A 17,820-nucleotide genomic window follows, 5' to 3' on the forward strand; every position below is an offset into this window, starting at 1 on the left:
CGTAAGGATTTTCCGTGAGCAAATCGCTACAAGCCATCCGTGGCATGAACGACCTCCTGCCCGAGCAGACTCCGCTGTGGCGCTACTTCGAGAGCACCGTGGCCAGCCTGCTGGACACCTACGGCTACCGTCAGATCCGCACGCCGATTGTCGAGTTCACCGAGCTGTTCAAACGCTCGATCGGTGAAGTAACCGACATCGTCGAAAAAGAGATGTACACCTTTGCCGACCGTAACGGTGACTCCCTGACCCTGCGTCCGGAAGGCACCGCAGCCTGTGTTCGGGCGGTGCTCGAACATGGCATCACCGGTGGTGGCCAGGTGCAGAAGCTATGGTACATCGGTCAGATGTTCCGCCACGAGCGTCCGCAGAAGGGGCGTTACCGCCAGTTCAACCAGATCGGCGTCGAAGTGTTCAACCTCGACGGTCCGGACATCGATGCCGAGCTGATCGTGCTCACCTGGCGTCTGTGGGGCCTGCTGGGCATTCGCGACGCCGTCAAGCTCGAGCTCAACAGCCTGGGCACCAGCGAAGCACGTGCCCGCTACCGTGATGCACTGGTCGAGTTCCTCTCGGCACGTCTGGAGCAACTGGACGAAGACAGCCAGCGCCGTCTGAAAACCAACCCGTTGCGCATCCTTGACAGTAAAGATGCCAATACCCAGGCGGTACTGGTTGGTGCACCGAAGCTTGAAGACTACCTGGACGAAGAGTCGCGGGTGCATTTCGAAGGCCTCAAAGCCCGACTGGATGCCGCCGGTATCCCGTTCGTGATCAACACCAAGCTGGTGCGTGGCCTCGATTACTACAGCAAGACGGTGTTCGAGTGGGTCACCGACAAGCTCGGCTCCCAGGGCACAGTCTGTGCCGGTGGTCGCTACGACGGCCTGGTTGAACAAATGGGTGGCAAGCCGACCCCGGGCGTTGGTTTCGCCATGGGTATCGAGCGCCTGATCCTGCTGCTGGAAACCCTGGAGCAGGTACCTGAGTCGATCCATCGTACGGTTGATGTCTACCTGTGCGCCTTTGGTGAGCAGGCGGAGCTGGCAGGCCTGGCCCTGGCCGAGCGTCTGCGCGACCGCTTGCCGAACCTGCGTCTGCAGGTCAATGCCGGCGCTGGCAGCTTCAAGAGCCAGTTCAAGAAGGCCGACAAGAGCAATGCGCTGTTCGCCTTGATCCTGGGGGACGACGAACTGGCGCAACAAGTGGTAGGTTTCAAACCCCTGCGTGGCCAGGGCGAACAACAAAACATTGCCTGGGATGCTCTGGCAGAGCACCTGGAAGCTTCCCTCGCGCAGGCGTGAAGCGGTTCAACAGCCGATTTGGTGAAAAGGAGTATTGGGGTGTCGAGTACCGATGATGAACAGCTGGCGGCATTCAAGGACTGGTGGCAGCGTAATGGCAAGCCACTGGTAACCGGCGGCCTGCTGGCACTGGTGATAGTGTTTGGCTGGCAAGCCTTCCAGAAGTACCAGGGCAACCAGTCGCAAGGCGCCTCGAACCTTTATCAGGCCTTGCTGGAAACCACCCTGACGCCAAGTGGCGAGCCGGATGCTGCCAAGGTTGCTGAACTGTCCGGCAAGCTCAAGAACGAGTTTGGTGGTTCCGCTTACGCCCAGTACGGCAGCCTGTTCGTGGCTAAAGTCGCGGTCGAAGCCGGCAAGCTGGATGACGCCGCCGCTGAGCTGAAGGCGATCATGGACAAACCTGCCGACGCGACCCTGGGCGAAATCGCCCGTCAGCGTCTGGCCCGTGTCATGGCTGCCCAGGGCAAGGCTGAAGAAGCGCTGAAACTGCTCGACGGCGACGCCGACAAAGCGTTCCTGGCTAGCCGCGAAGAGCTCAAAGGTGACCTGCTGGTACAGTTGGGGCGTGCTGCTGATGCTCATGCCGCTTATGAAAAGGCCAAGGCCGCGCTGTCTGATGACGCTGCGATCGGTGGTTTGCAACTCAAGCTCGACGACCTGGCCAAAGGGGATGCGTGACGTGATCGGTTGGAAACATGCAGCAGTGCTGACCCTGGCCCTTCTGGCCGTGGGTTGCAGCAGCAACAGCAAAAAGGAATTGCCACCGGCCGAGCTGACCAAGTTCACCGAAGAAGTGGTCCTGAAGAAGCAGTGGAGCCGCTCGATCGGTGACGGTCAGGGCGAGACCTTCAATATGCTGGTTCCGGCGATCGAGAACGATCGCATCTACGCCGCCGATGTCACTGGCGTGGTAATGGCCATGGACCGCAACAATGGCGATGTGGCCTGGAAAAAAGACCTCGAACTGCCTGTCTCCGGCGCTGTAGGTGTCGGTTACGGCCTGGTCATGCTGGGCACCTTGCGCGGTGATGTGATCGCGTTGGATGCCAGCACGGGTGAAGAACGCTGGCGTTCGCGCGTGACCAGTGAAGTTCTGGCGCCGCCTGCCAGCAACGGTGACGTGGTCGTAGTGCAAACCCAGGATGACCGTGTGATTGGCCTGGACGCCAGCACCGGTGACCGTCGCTGGATCTACGAAAGCACCCCGGCGGTACTGACTTTGCGTGGTACCGGTGCACCGATCGTGACCAACCATCTGGCGGTCGCGGGCCTGTCCACCGGTAAAGTAATCGCACTGGACACCCGTAACGGTGTGCCGGTCTGGGAACAGCGTGTTGCCATTCCGCAAGGCCGTTCGGAGCTTGATCGTGTTGTCGACATCGACGGCGGTCTGCTGTTGTCTGGCGGTACCCTGTACGTAGCCAGCTACCAGGGTCGGGTTGCCGGCCTGGATCTGGAGAGTGGCCGGGTGATGTGGCAGCGTGATGCTTCCAGCTACACCGGTGTGGCTCAGGGTTTCGGTAACGTCTACGTGAGCCAGGCTTCGGGTACCGTGGAAGGTATCGATGAGCGTTCCTCGAGTGCCCTGTGGAGCAACGACTCCCTGGCGCGTCGCCAACTGTCGGCGCCGGAAGTGTTCTCCAGCTATGTAGCGGTAGGTGACCTGGAAGGCTACCTGCACCTGCTCAGCCAGGTTGATGGCCGTTTCGTCGGCCGTGAGCGTATCGATAGCGATGGCCTGCGTGCCCGTCCACTGGTGGTGGGTGACACCATCTATGTGTACGGCAACAGTGGCAAGCTCGAGGCGCTGACCATTCGCTGAGGCTATGCTTGAGGCCGTACAGGCCTCGGGCTGCGGCACTTTGGGTGCCGCCCGAACTCCGGCCGCTGCAGTGCAGCGGCCTTTGTATTTTCTGAATTTATGCAATGGAGAGCCGCATGGTTCCCGTAATCGCCCTGGTGGGCCGACCGAACGTCGGTAAATCCACCATGTTCAACCGCCTGACCAAGACCCGCGATGCAATCGTCGGCGATCTGTCTGGGCTGACCCGTGACCGCCAGTACGGCGAAGCCCGCTGGCAGGGTCGTACTTACATCCTGATCGACACCGGTGGTATCACCGGTGATGAAGTGGGCATGGACGAGAAAATGGCCGAGCAGTCGCTGATGGCCATTGAAGAAGCCGACTACGTGCTCTTCCTGGTCGATGCCCGTGCCGGCATGACCGCCGCCGACCAGATGATTGCCGAGCACCTGCGCAAACGTAACAAGCAGTCGTTCCTGGTGGCCAACAAGATCGACAACATCGATCCGGACACCGCCCGTGCCGAGTTCGCCCCGATGGGCATGGGCAACGCCATTCCCGTGGCTGGTTCCCAGGGCCGTGGCATCAACGCCTTGATGGAGCTGGTACTAAGCGAGGTACCGCGCGACAAAGAAGACGAAGCCCTCGACGAAGACGTCGCTGAAGGCGAAGAGGCCGTGCGCATTCCGGGGCCGAGCGAGAAAGATGGCATCAAGATCGCCATCATCGGTCGCCCCAACGTCGGCAAGTCGACCCTGGTCAACCGCATGCTCGGTGAAGAGCGTGTGGTGGTTTACGACGAGCCGGGCACCACGCGCGACAGTATCTACATTCCGTTTGAGCGGGATGAAGAGAAGTACACCCTGATCGACACCGCCGGGGTGCGCAAGCGCGGCAAGATCCACGAAGAAGTTGAAAAGTTCTCGGTGGTGAAAACCCTGCAGGCGATCAAAGACGCCAACGTGGTGATCTTCGTCATGGATGCCCGCGAAGGCGTGGTTGACCATGACCTCAACCTGCTGGGTTTTGCCCTGGAAGCCGGTCGTGCCATTGTCATCGCCCTGAACAAGTGGGACGGCATGCAGCCGAGCGAGCGCGACTATGTGAAGACCGAGCTTGAGCGCCGGTTGTTCTTCGTCGACTTCGCCGACATTCACTTCATCTCAGCGCTGCACGGCACTGGCGTGGGCAACCTGTACAAATCGGTACAGGCGTCGTTCAAGTCGGCGGTCACCCGCTGGCCAACCAGCCGTCTGACCCAGATCCTCGAAGACGCTGTCAGCGATCACCAGCCGCCGATGGTCAATGGTCGTCGGATCAAGCTGCGTTATGCCCACCTTGGTGGTGCCAACCCGCCGATCATCGTGATCCACGGTAACCAGGTCGAGAAGGTACCCAAGTCGTACTCGCGCTACCTGGAAAACACTTACCGCCGGGTGCTCAAACTGGTCGGTACGCCGATCCGTATCGAGTACAAGGGTAGTGACAACCCGTACGAAGGCAACAAGAACACCTTGACCGACCGCCAGGTCAACAAGAAGCGTCGCTTGATGTCGCACCACAAGAAAGCCGAGAAGAAGCGCAGAGACAAGCGTTAAGCGCATCGCGGGGCAAGCCCGCTCCCACCAGAGGCTGTGGGAGCGGGCTTCCCCGCGATCAGGCTGCGACCGTTACAACCTTTTTCCTGACCATTCAATCCGCTATGCTCGGTCTCTTGAACGCCGGATTGTTCTGCAGGAAAGAGGGCTCCATGATCAGCAGCAAGTTGCCGAACGTCGGCACGACCATCTTTACCACCATGTCCCAGCTCGCCGTGCAAACCGGCGCCTTGAACCTGTCCCAGGGGTTCCCCGATTTCAATGGCCCTCAGGCGTTGCTTGATGCGGTCGGTCGGCATGTCAGTGCCGGCCACAACCAGTATTGTCCGATGACCGGCCTGCCCGCGCTGCGTGAGCAAGTCGCGACCAAGATTGCCCGTAGCTACGGTGTGAGTGTTAATGCCGAGACGGAAATCACCATTACTCCCGGCGCCACTGAGGCGATCTTTTGCGCTATTCATGCCGTGGTTCGCAGCGGCGACGAAGTGATCGTCTTCGACCCCTGCTACGACAGCTACGAGCCTGCAGTCGAACTGGCCGGGGGGCGCTGTGTGCATGTGCAGCTCACCGACGGGCAATTTGCCATTGACTGGCAGAAGCTCACCGACGCACTGAGCCCGCGCACGCGCATGATTATCCTGAATTCGCCACACAACCCCAGTGGTGCGCTGATCAGCCGCGATGATCTGGACAAGCTGGCACTATTGATTGCCGAGCGCGATATCTATCTGATCAGCGACGAGGTGTATGAACACCTGGTGTTCGACGGGGTGCAGCACGCCAGCGTGCTGGCTGTTGAAGCGTTGTACCAACGGGCCTTCGTCGTTAGCTCATTTGGTAAGACCTATCACGTGACTGGGTGGAAAACCGGCTACGTGGTGGCACCGCCCGTCCTGAGCGCCGAGCTGCGCAAGGTGCATCAGTACGTCAACTTCTGTGGTGTGACGCCGTTGCAATGGGCACTGGCCGACTTCATGGCCGCGCATCCAGAGCATGTTGAGGAGCTACCGGGCTTCTATCAGGCCAAGCGCGACCTGTTCTGTGACTTGTTGGAATCGTCACGTTTCCAGTTCACCCGTACCAGCGGCACCTACTTTCAACTGGTCGACTATTCGGCCATTCGCCCGGACCTGAATGACGTCGATATGTCCCTGTGGCTCACCCGCGAGCACGGAGTGGCGACCATCCCGGTGTCGGTGTTTTACCAGCAACCCATTCCCGAACAGCGCCTGGTGCGTCTGTGTTTTGCCAAACGCGAGGAGACGCTGCGTCAGGCAGCGGAGAAGCTATGCGCGATCTGAGTGCTCTGCCTAATTTGAAAGTTGCCTTGGTCCAGACCGCCTTGGCCTGGCACGACCGTCAGGCCAACTACGAGCATTTTGAAAGTCTGTTGGAGCAGGCCCGCGGGGCTGATCTGATCATCCTGCCGGAGATGTTCACCACAGGCTTTTCGATGGAGTCCGAAAGCCTGGCCGAGCCGGAAAACGGCCCTACCTATAAATGGCTGAAGGCCCAGGCGAAAAAGCTCGATGCCGTTGTTACTGGCAGTGTGATCATCCAGGCTGCTGACGGCAGCCATCGCAACCGCTTGCTCTGGGCCCGTCCGGATGGCGAGATCCTGTTTTATGACAAGCGCCACCTGTTCCGCATGGCCGGTGAGCATAAGCACTACACCCCGGGCGAACGTCAGGTGCAGTTCGAGGTGAAGGGCTGGCGGGTGCGCGCGCTGATTTGCTACGACCTGCGATTCCCGGTGTGGAGCCGTGATGCGCAGGACACCGACCTGTTGCTGTACACCGCCAACTGGCCAGCAGCACGTCGCCAACACTGGAATCGCTTGTTGCCTGCCCGGGGCATTGAAAACCTGTGTTATGTGGCGGCGGTGAACCGGGTGGGTACCGACGGTAAGGGCTTTGCCTATTCAGGCGACAGCCAGGTGCTCGATTTCCAGGGAGAGAGCCTGCTCAGTGCAGGGGAAGCGGACGGGGTGTTTACTGCGGTGCTGAGTTCGGCCGATCTGGCGGCGTATCGCACGCGCTTTCCGGCCAATCTGGATGCCGACACTTTCGAACTGCATTAAAGACAATCGCGGGGCAAGCCCGCTCCTACAGGTTGGAAGTAATTCCTGTGGGAGCGGGCTTGCCCCGCGATCATTCAATACACGTCGCGGCGATAACGCCCCGACTCGACCAACTGTTCGACCTCAGCTGTCCCGAGCACTTCGTTGAGCACCGCATCGACGCCGCTGGCCATGCCCTGCAGGCTGCCGCAAATGTAGATCGACGCCCCTTCTTCCAGCCAGCGACGCAATTCAGCCGCCTGTTCGCGCAAGCGATCCTGCACGTAGACCTTGTGTGCCTGATCACGCGAAAACGCCAGGTCCAACCGCGCCAGTTCGCCCGTGCGCAGCCAACCTTGCAGTTCTTCACCACAGAGGAAGTCATGGGCCTGGTTACGCTCGCCGAACAGCAACCAGTTGCGTGATTCGCCTGCGGCGATGCGAGCTTTGAGCAGGCTGCGCAAACCGGCCAGGCCGGTACCGTTACCGATCAGGATCGTCGGGGTGGTTGGTGCCGGCAGGTGGAACCCGCTGTTGTTGCGCAGACGCAGGCTGACGCTGTTATCCACAGCCAGATATTCAGTCAGCCAGCCTGAACCCAGCCCCAGGCTGCCATCGGGGTGGCGTTCCTGGCGCACGATCAACTCCAGAACGCCATCGCTGGCAATCGAGGCGATCGAGTACTCCCGCGCTGCCAGTGGGATCAATGCATCCACCAACGCCTGGGCGTGCAGGCCGACCAAGTGTTCGCGGCTGTTGGGCAACTGACGACCACCCAGCGCTTGAAGCAGGCTTTCCTGCAAACCTTCGACTTCGACACGCGATTCACCATCAAGGCCCAGCCCACGCAGGAAGTGTTCGACGCTCTGCGGATTATTACGCGGCAGGATCTCGACCAGATCACCCGCCTGCCATTGCATTGGCTGCGGTGGTGTCAGCCCAAGCAGATAAACCGCCGAGCTTTGGCTGCCGGGGTTCATCAATTGGCGCTGAGTCAGTGTCCAGTTATCAAAGGCAGGCGCCTGCCAGGCAGCCGGTGGCGTGCTGCCGGTCAACTGTGCCAGTTGCTGCTGCCACAGCTGCAAAGAGGCTGGGTCGGCGCTGTCGACTTCCACCGTGGCGAAAGCACTGGTAGCCCCACGCTCGCCAAGCCAGGCCTGCAGACGGCGGGCAAAGCCACAGAAGTGTGGATACTGGCGGTCGCCCAATGCCAGCAACGCGTAGTTCAGATTGCTCAGCGCCCATGGCTGGCCGAGCACTTTGCGTTCGAAGCCGCGTGCACTATCGGGTGCCTCACCATCCCCGAAGGTACTGACCACGAACAATGCGCGCTCAGCCTGATGCAGATCGCTTTCGGTCAGTTCGGCCAGTGGGCGCACCTGCACCGGCAGGCCGGCGGCCTGCAATTGCCCGGCGGTCTGCCAGGCCAACTGTTCGGCAAAGCCACTCTGGCTGGCGAAGCCCACCAGCCAACCGTTGCCTTCAACAGCGGAGGGCCGCAGGTTGCTGCGGGCCGCGCGCACCTGGCGTTTTTTGCGACGGCGGTCGAGGTACAGCAACCAGCCAGTGACGAAGAACAACGGCATGGTCAGGCTGGCGATGGCAAACAGAATCCGTCCGGTCAGGCCAAAATAGCTGCCTACATGCAACGCATAGACGCTGGCCAACAGTTGCGCCTTGAAGGATTTGTCGTCGTAGCGTTCGAGCTTTTTCACCTGGCCGGTGGCCGGGTCAAAGGTCAGGGTGTTGAACGCACGTTCGTGTGCTGCGCCTTGCAGTCTGTAGAACAGCGTCGCAGGCTGACCACCCGCCGGGGGCAGGCGCAAATTGTAGTTGGTCATGTTCGGACCGGCGGCGGCCTGCAAGCTGGCCCACACGGCATCGTAGTCAACCACCAGAGGTTTGGCGTCTTTGCCCGGCGCGCCGCCTGGGCGGCCGCGGCCTTCACCACGCTTGTGTTGCTCGCCTGCCGCCGGAGCGTCGGCAAGCAGTTTGTTCAGGCCTTCCCGGTACCATTCGTAGGACCAGAACAAGCCTGTGAGGGCGAACAGCAGATAGAACAGCAGGCACCAGGTGCCGAACACGGCGTGCAGGTCCCAGTTGAAAGCGCGGCCTTTCCTGGCCCAGTCCAGTGTTAACCAGGTCCGCCAGTTCAGGGCCTGGCGCGGCCAGCGCAGGTACAGGCCAGAGAGGCAGAAGAAAATCAGCATCAGGGTACAGGCACCGGTGATCTGCCGTCCGGTATCGCCCATGGCCAGAAAACGGTGCAGTTGCAGCATCAGGTCGAAAAAGCCCTGACCGCTGACATCGCCTTGCAGCTTGCCGGTGTACGGGTCGGCGTAGCGCATCAAGCCACGGCGTTGTCCGGGCGGTGGGGTGAAGAACACGCGCGCCGCAGTGTCACCTTCCGTGGCCACCGAGAGCATGGCCACTTTGTCGCCTTGTTCGGCTTCGATTCGACGAACCAGCTCGGGCATGGGCAGTACGCCTTCCTGGCGTACTTCGACCTTGAGCACGTCGGGGTTGAACAGGCGCAGGAGTTCATCCTGGAATGCCCAGATTGCCCCGGTAATACCCATCAAGGCCAGCACCAGGCCGGCGGTTATGCCGAAGAACCAGTGCAGTTGAAACAGGGATTTCTTCACCACATCAATCACCTTGTTTTGCCGCAAATGCGAATGCGTCGCACATTATGCCTTGATACACAAAAGCCCCGCTCACAGAAGTGAACGGGGCTTGCCGGTCAGCGCGCTTAGAAGTGCACTGCGGTGGTCAGCAGGGCAGTGCGCCCAGGTGCCTGGTTGGCGTAGTGAGCAGCGTAAGCCTTGTCGTAGTAGACCTCGTTGGTGAGGTTCTGGACGTTCAGCTGCAGGTCGACGTTTTTGGTCAGCTTGTAGCTGGCCATCGCGTCGTAGCGCCAGTACGAGTCGACCATCACGCTGTTGGTCACGTTGCCAAATACGTCGTCTGTATAGAAGGCACCACCGCCGACGGTGAGTTTCGGCGTGACGTTGTAGGTGGTCCACAAGGTCAGACTGTTGTTTGGCGTGTTGGGCATCTGGTTGCCGTCGTTGTAGCCGTCGACCAGCACCTTGTTCACGGTCTGGGCGCCGCCGTCTACCAGTTCGGAGTCCAGGTAGGTGTAGCCGGCGAACACTTGCCAGTTGTTGGTCAGCTTGCCGGTAGCGGTCAGTTCCAGGCCATCAACGCGGCTTTTACCTGCGTTCTGGTAGGTGTTGGCATCAACCAGTACACGAGCGTTTTCTTTCTCGGTACGGAAGACCGCTGCGGTCAGGTTCAGGCGTTGATCCAGCAGATCCCACTTGGTACCAATTTCATAGTTAGTGGTTTCTTCGGGCTTCAGCTCGCTGGTAGTGGTGGCTGTCAGCAGTGGATTACCGTCGCTACCTTCACCCAACGAAGCACCGGCTGGCGTTGCCGAGGTCGCGTAGGAAATGTAAACGCTACCGTTGTCGGTTGGCTTCCAGGTCAGGCCCAGTTGACCGGTGATGAACTCGCTGGTGTCTTCGGTTTTGAATTGAGTAACGGCACCCTTTTTATCCAGGGCTTTGGTCTTGGCCTTGGTGTCAAAGTGGTCGTAACGCAGGCCCATGGTCAGCAACCAGGCCGGGTTCAGTTCCAGCGTGTCTGTCAGATAAATGGCACGGGTGCTACCGGAAGTATCGGTACCCAGGTCATTACGAGCAACACTACCGCCCCATGCTTCATTTGGGTCCGGGTTAGGGAACGAGGTACACACACCAGGAATCAGGCCTTCACCCGTCGAGCAATCGCCTGACTTGAATCCGGTAACGTCATAGCCTTCTTTGTTAGAGACTTCGCGGCTCAGCTCGATACCGGTGGAGAAGGTGTTCTTGAAACCACCAATGTATACCTCACCGAACAGGTCGGTCTGGTTGGTGGTGGTGCTGGTATTCGCCACGCGGTTGTTCGGACGGCGCCAGACTTCACCCTTGAGGATGTTGCCTTTACTGTCATCAGGCTGACTGTAGATGTAGTCCTGCAGGGTGCTGCCGTGGCGCAGGGTGTTCTTGATCGTCAGCGAGTCGCTCAGGTCATGCTCCAGAGCGATGGTGGCGATGTCTGCGCGGCTCTTGTAGAAGTCACGATCGACCAGGCCGTAGAAGTTGTCGCTGTCGCCGCCATCAATCGGTTTGTCCGGGTTGGCCGAAGTACGGTTGGCCGAGCTGCCGGACTTGAGGCTGTACGGAATACCAGAGTCTGGCAGGTCGTTGCTTTCTACGTGGTAGTAGTCCAGGTACAGACGGGTTTCTGTGCCCAAGCCGAAGACCAGCGATGGCGCTACGCCCCAACGGTCGTAATTGACTTCGTCGCGACCGGCGACATTGCTTTCGTGGCTCATCAGGTTCAGGCGGAACGCCGCAGTGTCGAGGAACTGATAGTTGCCATCGAAGGTGTAACGCTGGGTCTGGTCCGAACCCCAGGTGAATGCGCCGTCGGTGGAGTTGCCCAAGTGCGCGCGCTTGCTCACCAGGTTGATGGTGCCACCTGCAGCACCGCGACCGCCGATGGCCGAGTTAGGGCCTTTGGCCACTTCTACCGATTCGACGGCAAAGATTTCTCGGGTTTGCGAACCGGTGTCACGCACGCCGTCAAGGTACATCGAACCCTGGGAGTCAAAACCACGAATGAACGGGCGGTCGCCCGATGGGTTGCCACCTTCACCGGCACCCATGGTGATACCCGGCACAGTGCGCAGGGCGTCCTGAAGTGTAAGGGCGTTGGTGTCCTTGATGACTTGCTGAGGGACCACCGTCACGCTGCGCGGAATGTCGATTAGCGGCGCGGTGTACTTCGGCGACGAAGCACTTTCCACTTTGTAGTCAGTATTTGCCGCATCGGCCTGTCCGGTAACGCTGGTAGCGTCCAGGGCAATCGCGCCGTTCTTGGCTGGCTCGGCTTCTGCGGCATATGCCACGTGGGCTGCCGAGGTGGCGGTGAGTGCCACGCCGATGGCAGAGGCGAGCAAGCGTGGTGAACTGACAGCAGTTGGCACATAGTGACGCGGCATGGTGGTCCCCTTCCCCGGTTTCAAAGGCCGCGAAATATAATGTAATGAATTATGAGTAACAATTGAGAAAGATTGCTATTTGTTTGAAATTTACAATCTTTACAATTTTTCCCTTGCGCCTTTTAGGCTGAATCGATGCGCCTATCTGAAAAGGCTTGTGGTGAGTCAATGGGAATCAATACCATTGGCATCCCATTTGCTCTCAGGTGCCTGCGCCATGCTGCTACACATATCCGGACTGTTCTCTACTGAGGAAGTCGTGCGTATCCGTGAAGCGCTGGAGCAGACCGAGTGGGCAGATGGCAAGATCACCGCCGGTTACCAGTCGGCCAAGGCCAAGCACAACTTGCAACTGCCAGAAGGCCATCCGTTGGCCAAGGAAATCGGCACAGCGTTGATCGAGCGCTTGTGGCAGCACCCACAGTTCATGTCGGCGGCATTGCCACACAAGGTGTTTCCGCCGTTGATCAACTGCTATCGCGAAGGGGGCAATTTCGGTTTCCACATCGACAACGCTTTACGCCAGCCTCGCGGTAGTCACGAACGGGTGCGTACCGACTTGTCTTCAACGCTGTTTCTGAGCAACCCAGAGGACTATGACGGCGGCGAGCTGGTGATCCAGGACACTTACGGCATACAGCAGGTGAAGCTGGCGGCGGGCGATCTGGTGCTCTATCCGGGCACCAGCTTGCACAAGGTCAATCCGGTGACCCGTGGCGCACGCTACGCGGCGTTTTTCTGGACCCAGAGCCTGGTGCGTGAAGACAGCCAGCGCGCGTTGCTGTTCGAGATGGACAACGCCATTCAGGCACTGACGGCAGACGTGCCCGAACACCCGGCGTTGATTCAGCTCACCGGCACTTACCACAACCTGTTGCGTCGCTGGGTCGAGGTCTGATTCATGGCCTTTGCACTTCGGAACCGGCAAGAGCTGGACAGCGACCAATTCACCGAAATGCTTGAACACAGCCCGGCCAAGGCTGCGCAGGCGATATTAGCCGCAGCAGGGCAGGGCCTCGTTGAGGCTCAGCTCTTGCTGGGGCAGATTCTGCTCGACGGTCGCGGCATCGAGAAAGACCCAGGCTTGGCGCGCCGCTGGTTTGCTATTGCCGCCGAGCGTGGCAGTGCGATGGCTTGCAACATGCTCGGCCGTTGCCTGGAGCACGGCTGGGGCGGCGAGGTGGATCAGGCCCAGGCGGCGCAACACTACCGGCAGGCAGCGCGTACCGGGCTGGACTGGGGGCTATACAACTACGCCAATCTGCTGGCTACTGGCCGTGGTGTCATCCAGGATCACGCAACTGCACTGAGCTGTTATCGGCAGGCGGCCGAACTGGGCCACGCCAAGTCGATGAACCTGCTCGGGCGTTATCTGGAAGACGGCGTGCATTGCCCGCGTGATGTACACAGCGCGCAGCGCTGGTATCAGCGTTCGGCAGAAGGCGGGGATTTTCGTGGGCAGTTCAGTCATGCCGGAGTACTGGCGGCGCAAGGGCGCACGCAAGATGCCTTGAAGTGGTTGCAACAAGCGCTCGAGGGCGGTAACGCGAATTTCCTGCGAGTAGCCGGGCCAGCGCTGGAACTCGCCGAGCAGCCTGAAATTCGCCGTTTGGCACAGGCATATGCCGCACGTTTGGCGCAGTTGCAAGCACAGGCTTGATCGCCAGTGGGAGCGGGCTTGCCCCGCGACGCGGTGTGTCAGGTAAAACGCGAATCGCGGGGCAAGCCCGCTCCCACCGGGGGGGACTGGCTAATCAGCCAGCCGAAAAAAAGGGGCCTTTCGGCCCCTTTTTCATTACAGGTAGTAGGCTTTCAGCGGCGGGAAGCCGTTGAACTCTACAGCGCTGTAGCTGGTGGTGTAGGCACCGGTCGACAGCCAGTACAGGCGGTCACCGATAGCCAGGTTCAGTGGCAGGCCGTACTTGTAGTGCTCGTACATGATGTCGGCGCTGTCGCAGGTAGGGCCGGCGATGACCACTTCTTCCATTTCGCCTTTCCTGAAATTCGCCGTTTGGCACAGGCATATGCCGCACGTTTGGCGCAGTTGCAAGCACAGGCTTGATCGCCAGTGGGAGCGGGCTTGCCCCGCGACGCGGTGTGTCAGGTAAAACGCGAATCGCGGGGCAAGCCCGCTCCCACCGGGGGGGGGACTGGCTAATCAGCCGGCCGAAAAAAAGGGGCCTTTCGGCCCCTTTTTCATTACAGGTAGTAGGCTTTCAGCGGCGGGAAGCCGTTGAACTCTACAGCGCTGTAGCTGGTGGTGTAGGCACCGGTCGACAGCCAGCACAGGCGGTCACCGATAGCCAGGTTCAGTGGCAGGCCGTATTTGTAGTGCTCGTACATGATGTCGGCGCTGTCGCAGGTAGGGCCGGCGATGACCACTTCTTCCATTTCGCCTTTCCTAAAATTCGCCGTTTGGCACAGGCATATGCCGCACGTTTGGCGCAGTTGCAAGCACAGGCTTGATCGCCAGTGGGAGCGGGCTTGCCCCGCGACGCGGTGTGTCAGGTAAAACGCGAATCGCGGGGCAAGCCCGCTCCCACCGGGGGGGCTGGCTAATCAGCCGGCCGAAAAAAAGGAGCCTTTCGGCCCCTTTTTCATTACAGGTAGTAGGCTTTCAGCGGCGGGAAGCCGTTGAACTCTACAGCGCTGTAGCTGGTGGTGTAGGCACCGGTCGACAGCCAGTACAGGCGGTCACCGATAGCCAGGTTCAGTGGCAGGCCGTACTTGTAGTGCTCGTACATGATGTCGGCGCTGTCGCAGGTAGGGCCGGCGATGACCACTTCTTCCATTTCGCCTTTCTTCTCGGTCCAGATCGGGAACTTGATGGACTCGTCCATGGTTTCGATCAAGCCGGAGAATTTACCCACGTCGGTGTAGACCCAGCGCTCGACTGCGGTACGCGATTTACGCGCTACCAGCACCACTTCACTGACCAGAATGCCGGCGTTGGCGATCAGCGAACGGCCTGGCTCAAGGATGATTTCCGGCAGATCGTCACCGAAGTCTTCCTTGAGGAAACGGATGATTTCTTCGGCGTAGGTTTCCAGGCTGTTGGTACGGGTGATGTAGTTGGCCGGGAAGCCGCCGCCCATGTTGATCAGCTTGAGTTCGATGCCGTCTTCTTCTTTCAGGCGTTCGAAGATCACTTTGACTTTAGCGATAGCCGCATCCCAGACGCTGATGTCGCGTTGTTGCGAACCCACGTGGAACGAGATGCCGTAAGGCACCAGACCCAGGTCACGGGCAAGGATCAGCAGGTCCATGGCCATGTCGGTCTGGCAGCCGAACTTGCGCGACAGTGGCCAGTCGGCAGTGGTCGAACCTTCAGTGAGAATACGCACGTACACCTTGGAGCCTGGTGCCGCCTTGGCGATGTTGCGCAGGTCGGCCTCGGAGTCGGTGGCATACAGACGCACGCCCTTCTCGTAGAAGTAGCGGATGTCCTTGGACTTCTTGATGGTGTTGCCGTAGCTGATGCGATCAGGGCCGACGCCACGGCCGAGCACTTTGTCCAGCTCGTAGATCGAGGCGATGTCAAAGCTCGAGCCTTTTTCCTTGAGCAGGTCGATGATCTCGACGGCCGGGTTGGCCTTGACTGCGTAGTAGACCTTGGCGAATTCGAAACCGGCGCGCAGGTCGTCATAGGCCTGGCTGATCATCTGGGTGTCGATGAGCACGAACGGGGTTTCTTGCTTGTCGGCGAACGCCTTCATTTTTTGGAAGGTATCGCGCGCGAAGTAGTCTTCGACCTGAATCGACATGCTTAGGGACTCCATGGGCAAACTGATTGAAAAAGTGGCTGCAACTGAACGCCCTCCGTATCCCCACTTTGGTTCGCCTACTTCCCAAGGCATGTCGCCGAAAGCAAAAAGGTCAACCGTGCGTGATAAAGCGAGCTACGGGTGACCTTGCTGTCTCGTCGTCAGTACTTGAGCCGGATGGATCGTTTCCAGCATGGACGTTCGGCGCGAACTTTAGGACCTGAGGGGCTCAAGATCAACAAAAAACGTCGCGATTTCGCACGCGTTTGTCGCCCCGTCGTGCACAGTCACTTTGTAACCGACCCAGGTAAACAGTAGATGTTCAATTTGGTGACAAAAGCGTTAAAAATACCGAAAAGCACGAAGAACGTTCAGTGATTCGGTGAGTTCGTTGATGTGCTTGCTAATCGGCGAAATTAGCGACGAAAGTGGCAAAAAAATCGCTGAACAGTGCTTGTGGAGCGCTTGCCATTGTCATCGGTGAAACCCGTAGCCGTTCAATTTTTTTTTCGTGCCCAGCAACATGTTCAATCGAGATTTTTTTTGCCTGAATTACGCTTCGTCGCTCACCACGAACTTCAATTGATCGTCTTAATAAGAAACATTACTATTCGCGTCATTCCTCACGCTTGGCGAAGACCCCCGCACCGTGTCGCGACACAAAGGCTTCCTTGACCACTACCATGAGCTGATCGGCACCTGGACGCGCAAGTTGCGCAATCGCCAGCAGGCCGAGGATTTGGCGCATGATGCGTTTGTCCGGGTGCTGGAAAATGACCAGGCCGGGGTCGAGCAGCCACGCGCGTACCTGCACCAGACCGCGCGCAACATTGCCGTGGATGGCTACCGCCGCGAAGACCGTCGTCAGGCCGTTGAGCAAGACATCATTGATCCCGGTACCGACCTCAGTGGCGACCCGGAGGCTTATATGCATGCCGTCGAGCTGGCCGACAGCGTCGAGCGGGCACTGGCGCTGTTGCCGCTCAATTGCCGGCGCGTGTTCATCTGGCAGAAGCTCGAAGGGCTGACCCAGGCCGAAATCGCCGAACGCATGGGCTTGACCAAGAACATGGTCGAAAAGTATATGATTCGCACGCTCCGGCATCTGCGTGAGCACCTGGATGTGTCAACGAGATGAGTCAGGCGAATGTTTTCATGAATAACGATGCGTGCCTGTGTGGCCGTGAAGCGGTGCGCGATCAGGCCGCCCAATGGTTTGCCCGCACTTGCGATGGCACGTTGAGCGCAGACGTACAGACTCAGTTCGAAGCCTGGCTGACACAGCACCCTCAACATCAGTACGAATACGATGTGCTCGCCCAGCTTTGGGGCGCAGCCGATGGTATTGCGCGGGTGCGTCTTGAGGCGCTGTGCCAAGCCGAGCCGGTGCGTCAATTACCGCGTCGGCGTTTCATTCAGCAGGCGCTGGCTGCGGGTGTGGCTGCGGCGGCAGTGGGGCTTGGCTGGTTCGGTTGGCAGCACCATCAGCTCAACTATCAAGATCAGCTTCACACTGCGCTCAACGAGCGCCGCCAGATTGACCTGCCCGATGGCTCGCATCTGGAGCTTAATGGCCGCACGCAGCTCAGCGTCGACTTCAGTGCCGGGCAACGGCGTATCGACCTGACGGCTGGCGAAGTCATGTTCAGCGTTGCCCACGATACCGCTCGGCCATTTGTTGTGAACACCCGTCACGGCGCGGTCACCGTCACCGGCACCCGTTTCGACGTCCGCCTGGACCCGACGCGCACCCGGGTGGCAGTGGAACAAGGCTCGGTCAAGGTACAAGGAGCTGATGCCAGCCAGGCGTTACTCACAGCCGGGCTCGGCGCGCAGATCGATGCCCGGGGTACGGTCGCCAAGCCTTATGCCGTGGACGCTGCTGCACTGACCGCCTGGCGCAACGGCAAGCTGGTGTTCAACGACGCTCCGTTGAGCGAAGTGGTCGAGGAAGTCTCGCGCTATCGCGCCCAACCCCTGCGGATCGGCGAAGGAAAAGTTGGTGCTCTACGCCTGAGCAGCACCTTCAGCAGTGACGACACGGATGCGTTGTTGCGAGCACTGCCGAGCATCCTGCCAGTGGCCATCAAGACCCACGCCGACGGCTCCAGCGAAATAATTTCAAAATAAATTCAGGTTTTTTTTCAGTTGTTCGTCTTCCTGGCCAACTGCAACTGCCAAGCATTTCCATTTGCATGCAGATGGCATTTTATCCGGCCCTTTTGGATTTCTCGA

13 protein-coding genes and 2 pseudogenes are annotated in these 17,820 nt (G+C 59.5%); 10 read left to right on the top strand and 5 right to left on the bottom strand.

Annotated features, from left to right (window positions below):
• The first annotated feature begins 14 nt into the window (after positions 1 to 14).
• The 6 genes from hisS (at position 15) to E1573_RS21790 (ending at position 6,789) form a co-directional block, all read left to right on the top strand.
• Positions 15 to 1,304: a histidine--tRNA ligase gene (hisS, locus tag E1573_RS21765; RefSeq protein WP_133216623.1), complete on the top strand. Its 1,290-nt coding sequence runs from the start codon at positions 15 to 17 to the stop codon at positions 1,302 to 1,304.
• A gap of 39 nt (positions 1,305 to 1,343) precedes the next feature.
• On the top strand, positions 1,344 to 1,985 hold the full coding sequence (locus E1573_RS21770) for a YfgM family protein (protein WP_133216624.1): 642 nt from the start codon (positions 1,344 to 1,346) through the stop codon (positions 1,983 to 1,985).
• A gap of 1 nt (position 1,986) precedes the next feature.
• Positions 1,987 to 3,129 carry an outer membrane protein assembly factor BamB gene (gene bamB, locus E1573_RS21775; protein ID WP_218568392.1) on the top strand — a complete coding sequence of 381 codons (1,143 nt, stop codon included), beginning with the start codon at positions 1,987 to 1,989 and terminating at the stop codon, positions 3,127 to 3,129.
• 116 nt (positions 3,130 to 3,245) lie between these two features.
• On the top strand, positions 3,246 to 4,709 hold the full coding sequence (gene der, locus E1573_RS21780) for a ribosome biogenesis GTPase Der (protein ID WP_133216626.1): 1,464 nt from the start codon (positions 3,246 to 3,248) through the stop codon (positions 4,707 to 4,709).
• A 152-nt stretch (positions 4,710 to 4,861) separates the two neighbouring features.
• On the top strand, positions 4,862 to 6,010 hold the full coding sequence (locus E1573_RS21785; protein WP_133216627.1) for a pyridoxal phosphate-dependent aminotransferase: 1,149 nt from the start codon (positions 4,862 to 4,864) through the stop codon (positions 6,008 to 6,010).
• Positions 5,998 to 6,789, top strand: a complete 792-nt coding sequence (locus E1573_RS21790; RefSeq protein WP_133216628.1) for an amidohydrolase — start codon at positions 5,998 to 6,000, stop codon at positions 6,787 to 6,789. Before E1573_RS21785 ends, E1573_RS21790 begins: the two co-directional genes overlap by 13 nt.
• Positions 6,790 to 6,863: 74 nt before the next feature.
• Here E1573_RS21790 and E1573_RS21795 read toward each other — a convergent pair whose 3' ends face one another.
• Both E1573_RS21795 and E1573_RS21800 read right to left on the bottom strand, forming a co-directional pair.
• Positions 6,864 to 9,416, bottom strand: coding sequence for a sulfite reductase flavoprotein subunit alpha (locus tag E1573_RS21795; protein WP_133216629.1), 2,553 nt, complete (start codon positions 9,414 to 9,416; stop codon positions 6,864 to 6,866).
• A 104-nt stretch (positions 9,417 to 9,520) separates the two neighbouring features.
• Positions 9,521 to 11,821 (bottom strand): TonB-dependent siderophore receptor, encoded by a 2,301-nt coding sequence (locus E1573_RS21800; protein WP_133216630.1) that lies wholly within the window; start codon positions 11,819 to 11,821, stop codon positions 9,521 to 9,523.
• Positions 11,822 to 12,038: 217 nt separating this feature from the next.
• Between E1573_RS21800 and E1573_RS21805 the strand changes: the two genes are divergently transcribed.
• Positions 12,039 to 12,719: a Fe2+-dependent dioxygenase gene (locus E1573_RS21805; protein ID WP_133216631.1), complete on the top strand. Its 681-nt coding sequence runs from the start codon at positions 12,039 to 12,041 to the stop codon at positions 12,717 to 12,719.
• Between the two features lie 3 nt (positions 12,720 to 12,722).
• Positions 12,723 to 13,481, top strand: coding sequence for a tetratricopeptide repeat protein (locus tag E1573_RS21810; protein WP_133216632.1), 759 nt, complete (start codon positions 12,723 to 12,725; stop codon positions 13,479 to 13,481).
• A 135-nt stretch (positions 13,482 to 13,616) separates the two neighbouring features.
• Here E1573_RS21810 and E1573_RS21815 read toward each other — a convergent pair.
• The 3 genes and pseudogenes from E1573_RS21815 to E1573_RS21825 form a co-directional block, all read right to left on the bottom strand.
• A pseudogene (locus E1573_RS21815) lies at positions 13,617 to 13,820 on the bottom strand (type III PLP-dependent enzyme); the annotation flags it as partial.
• 200 nt (positions 13,821 to 14,020) lie between these two features.
• A pseudogene (locus tag E1573_RS21820) lies at positions 14,021 to 14,224 on the bottom strand (type III PLP-dependent enzyme); the annotation flags it as partial.
• 197 nt (positions 14,225 to 14,421) lie between these two features.
• A complete protein-coding gene (locus E1573_RS21825) occupies positions 14,422 to 15,585 on the bottom strand; it encodes a type III PLP-dependent enzyme (protein WP_133216633.1) in 1,164 nt (387 codons plus the stop codon).
• Positions 15,586 to 16,234: 649 nt separating this feature from the next.
• Here E1573_RS21825 and E1573_RS21830 point away from each other — a divergent pair.
• Together E1573_RS21830 and E1573_RS21835 are read left to right on the top strand one after the other, a co-directional pair.
• On the top strand, positions 16,235 to 16,723 hold the full coding sequence (locus tag E1573_RS21830; RefSeq protein ID WP_133216634.1) for a sigma-70 family RNA polymerase sigma factor: 489 nt from the start codon (positions 16,235 to 16,237) through the stop codon (positions 16,721 to 16,723).
• A gap of 17 nt (positions 16,724 to 16,740) precedes the next feature.
• Positions 16,741 to 17,715, top strand: coding sequence for a FecR family protein (locus E1573_RS21835; RefSeq protein ID WP_133216635.1), 975 nt, complete (start codon positions 16,741 to 16,743; stop codon positions 17,713 to 17,715).
• The last annotated feature ends 105 nt before the right edge of the window (positions 17,716 to 17,820 follow it).

This window comes from Pseudomonas sp. H9 (assembly GCF_004353925.1).
Taxonomy (GTDB): Bacteria; Pseudomonadota; Gammaproteobacteria; order Pseudomonadales; family Pseudomonadaceae; genus Aquipseudomonas.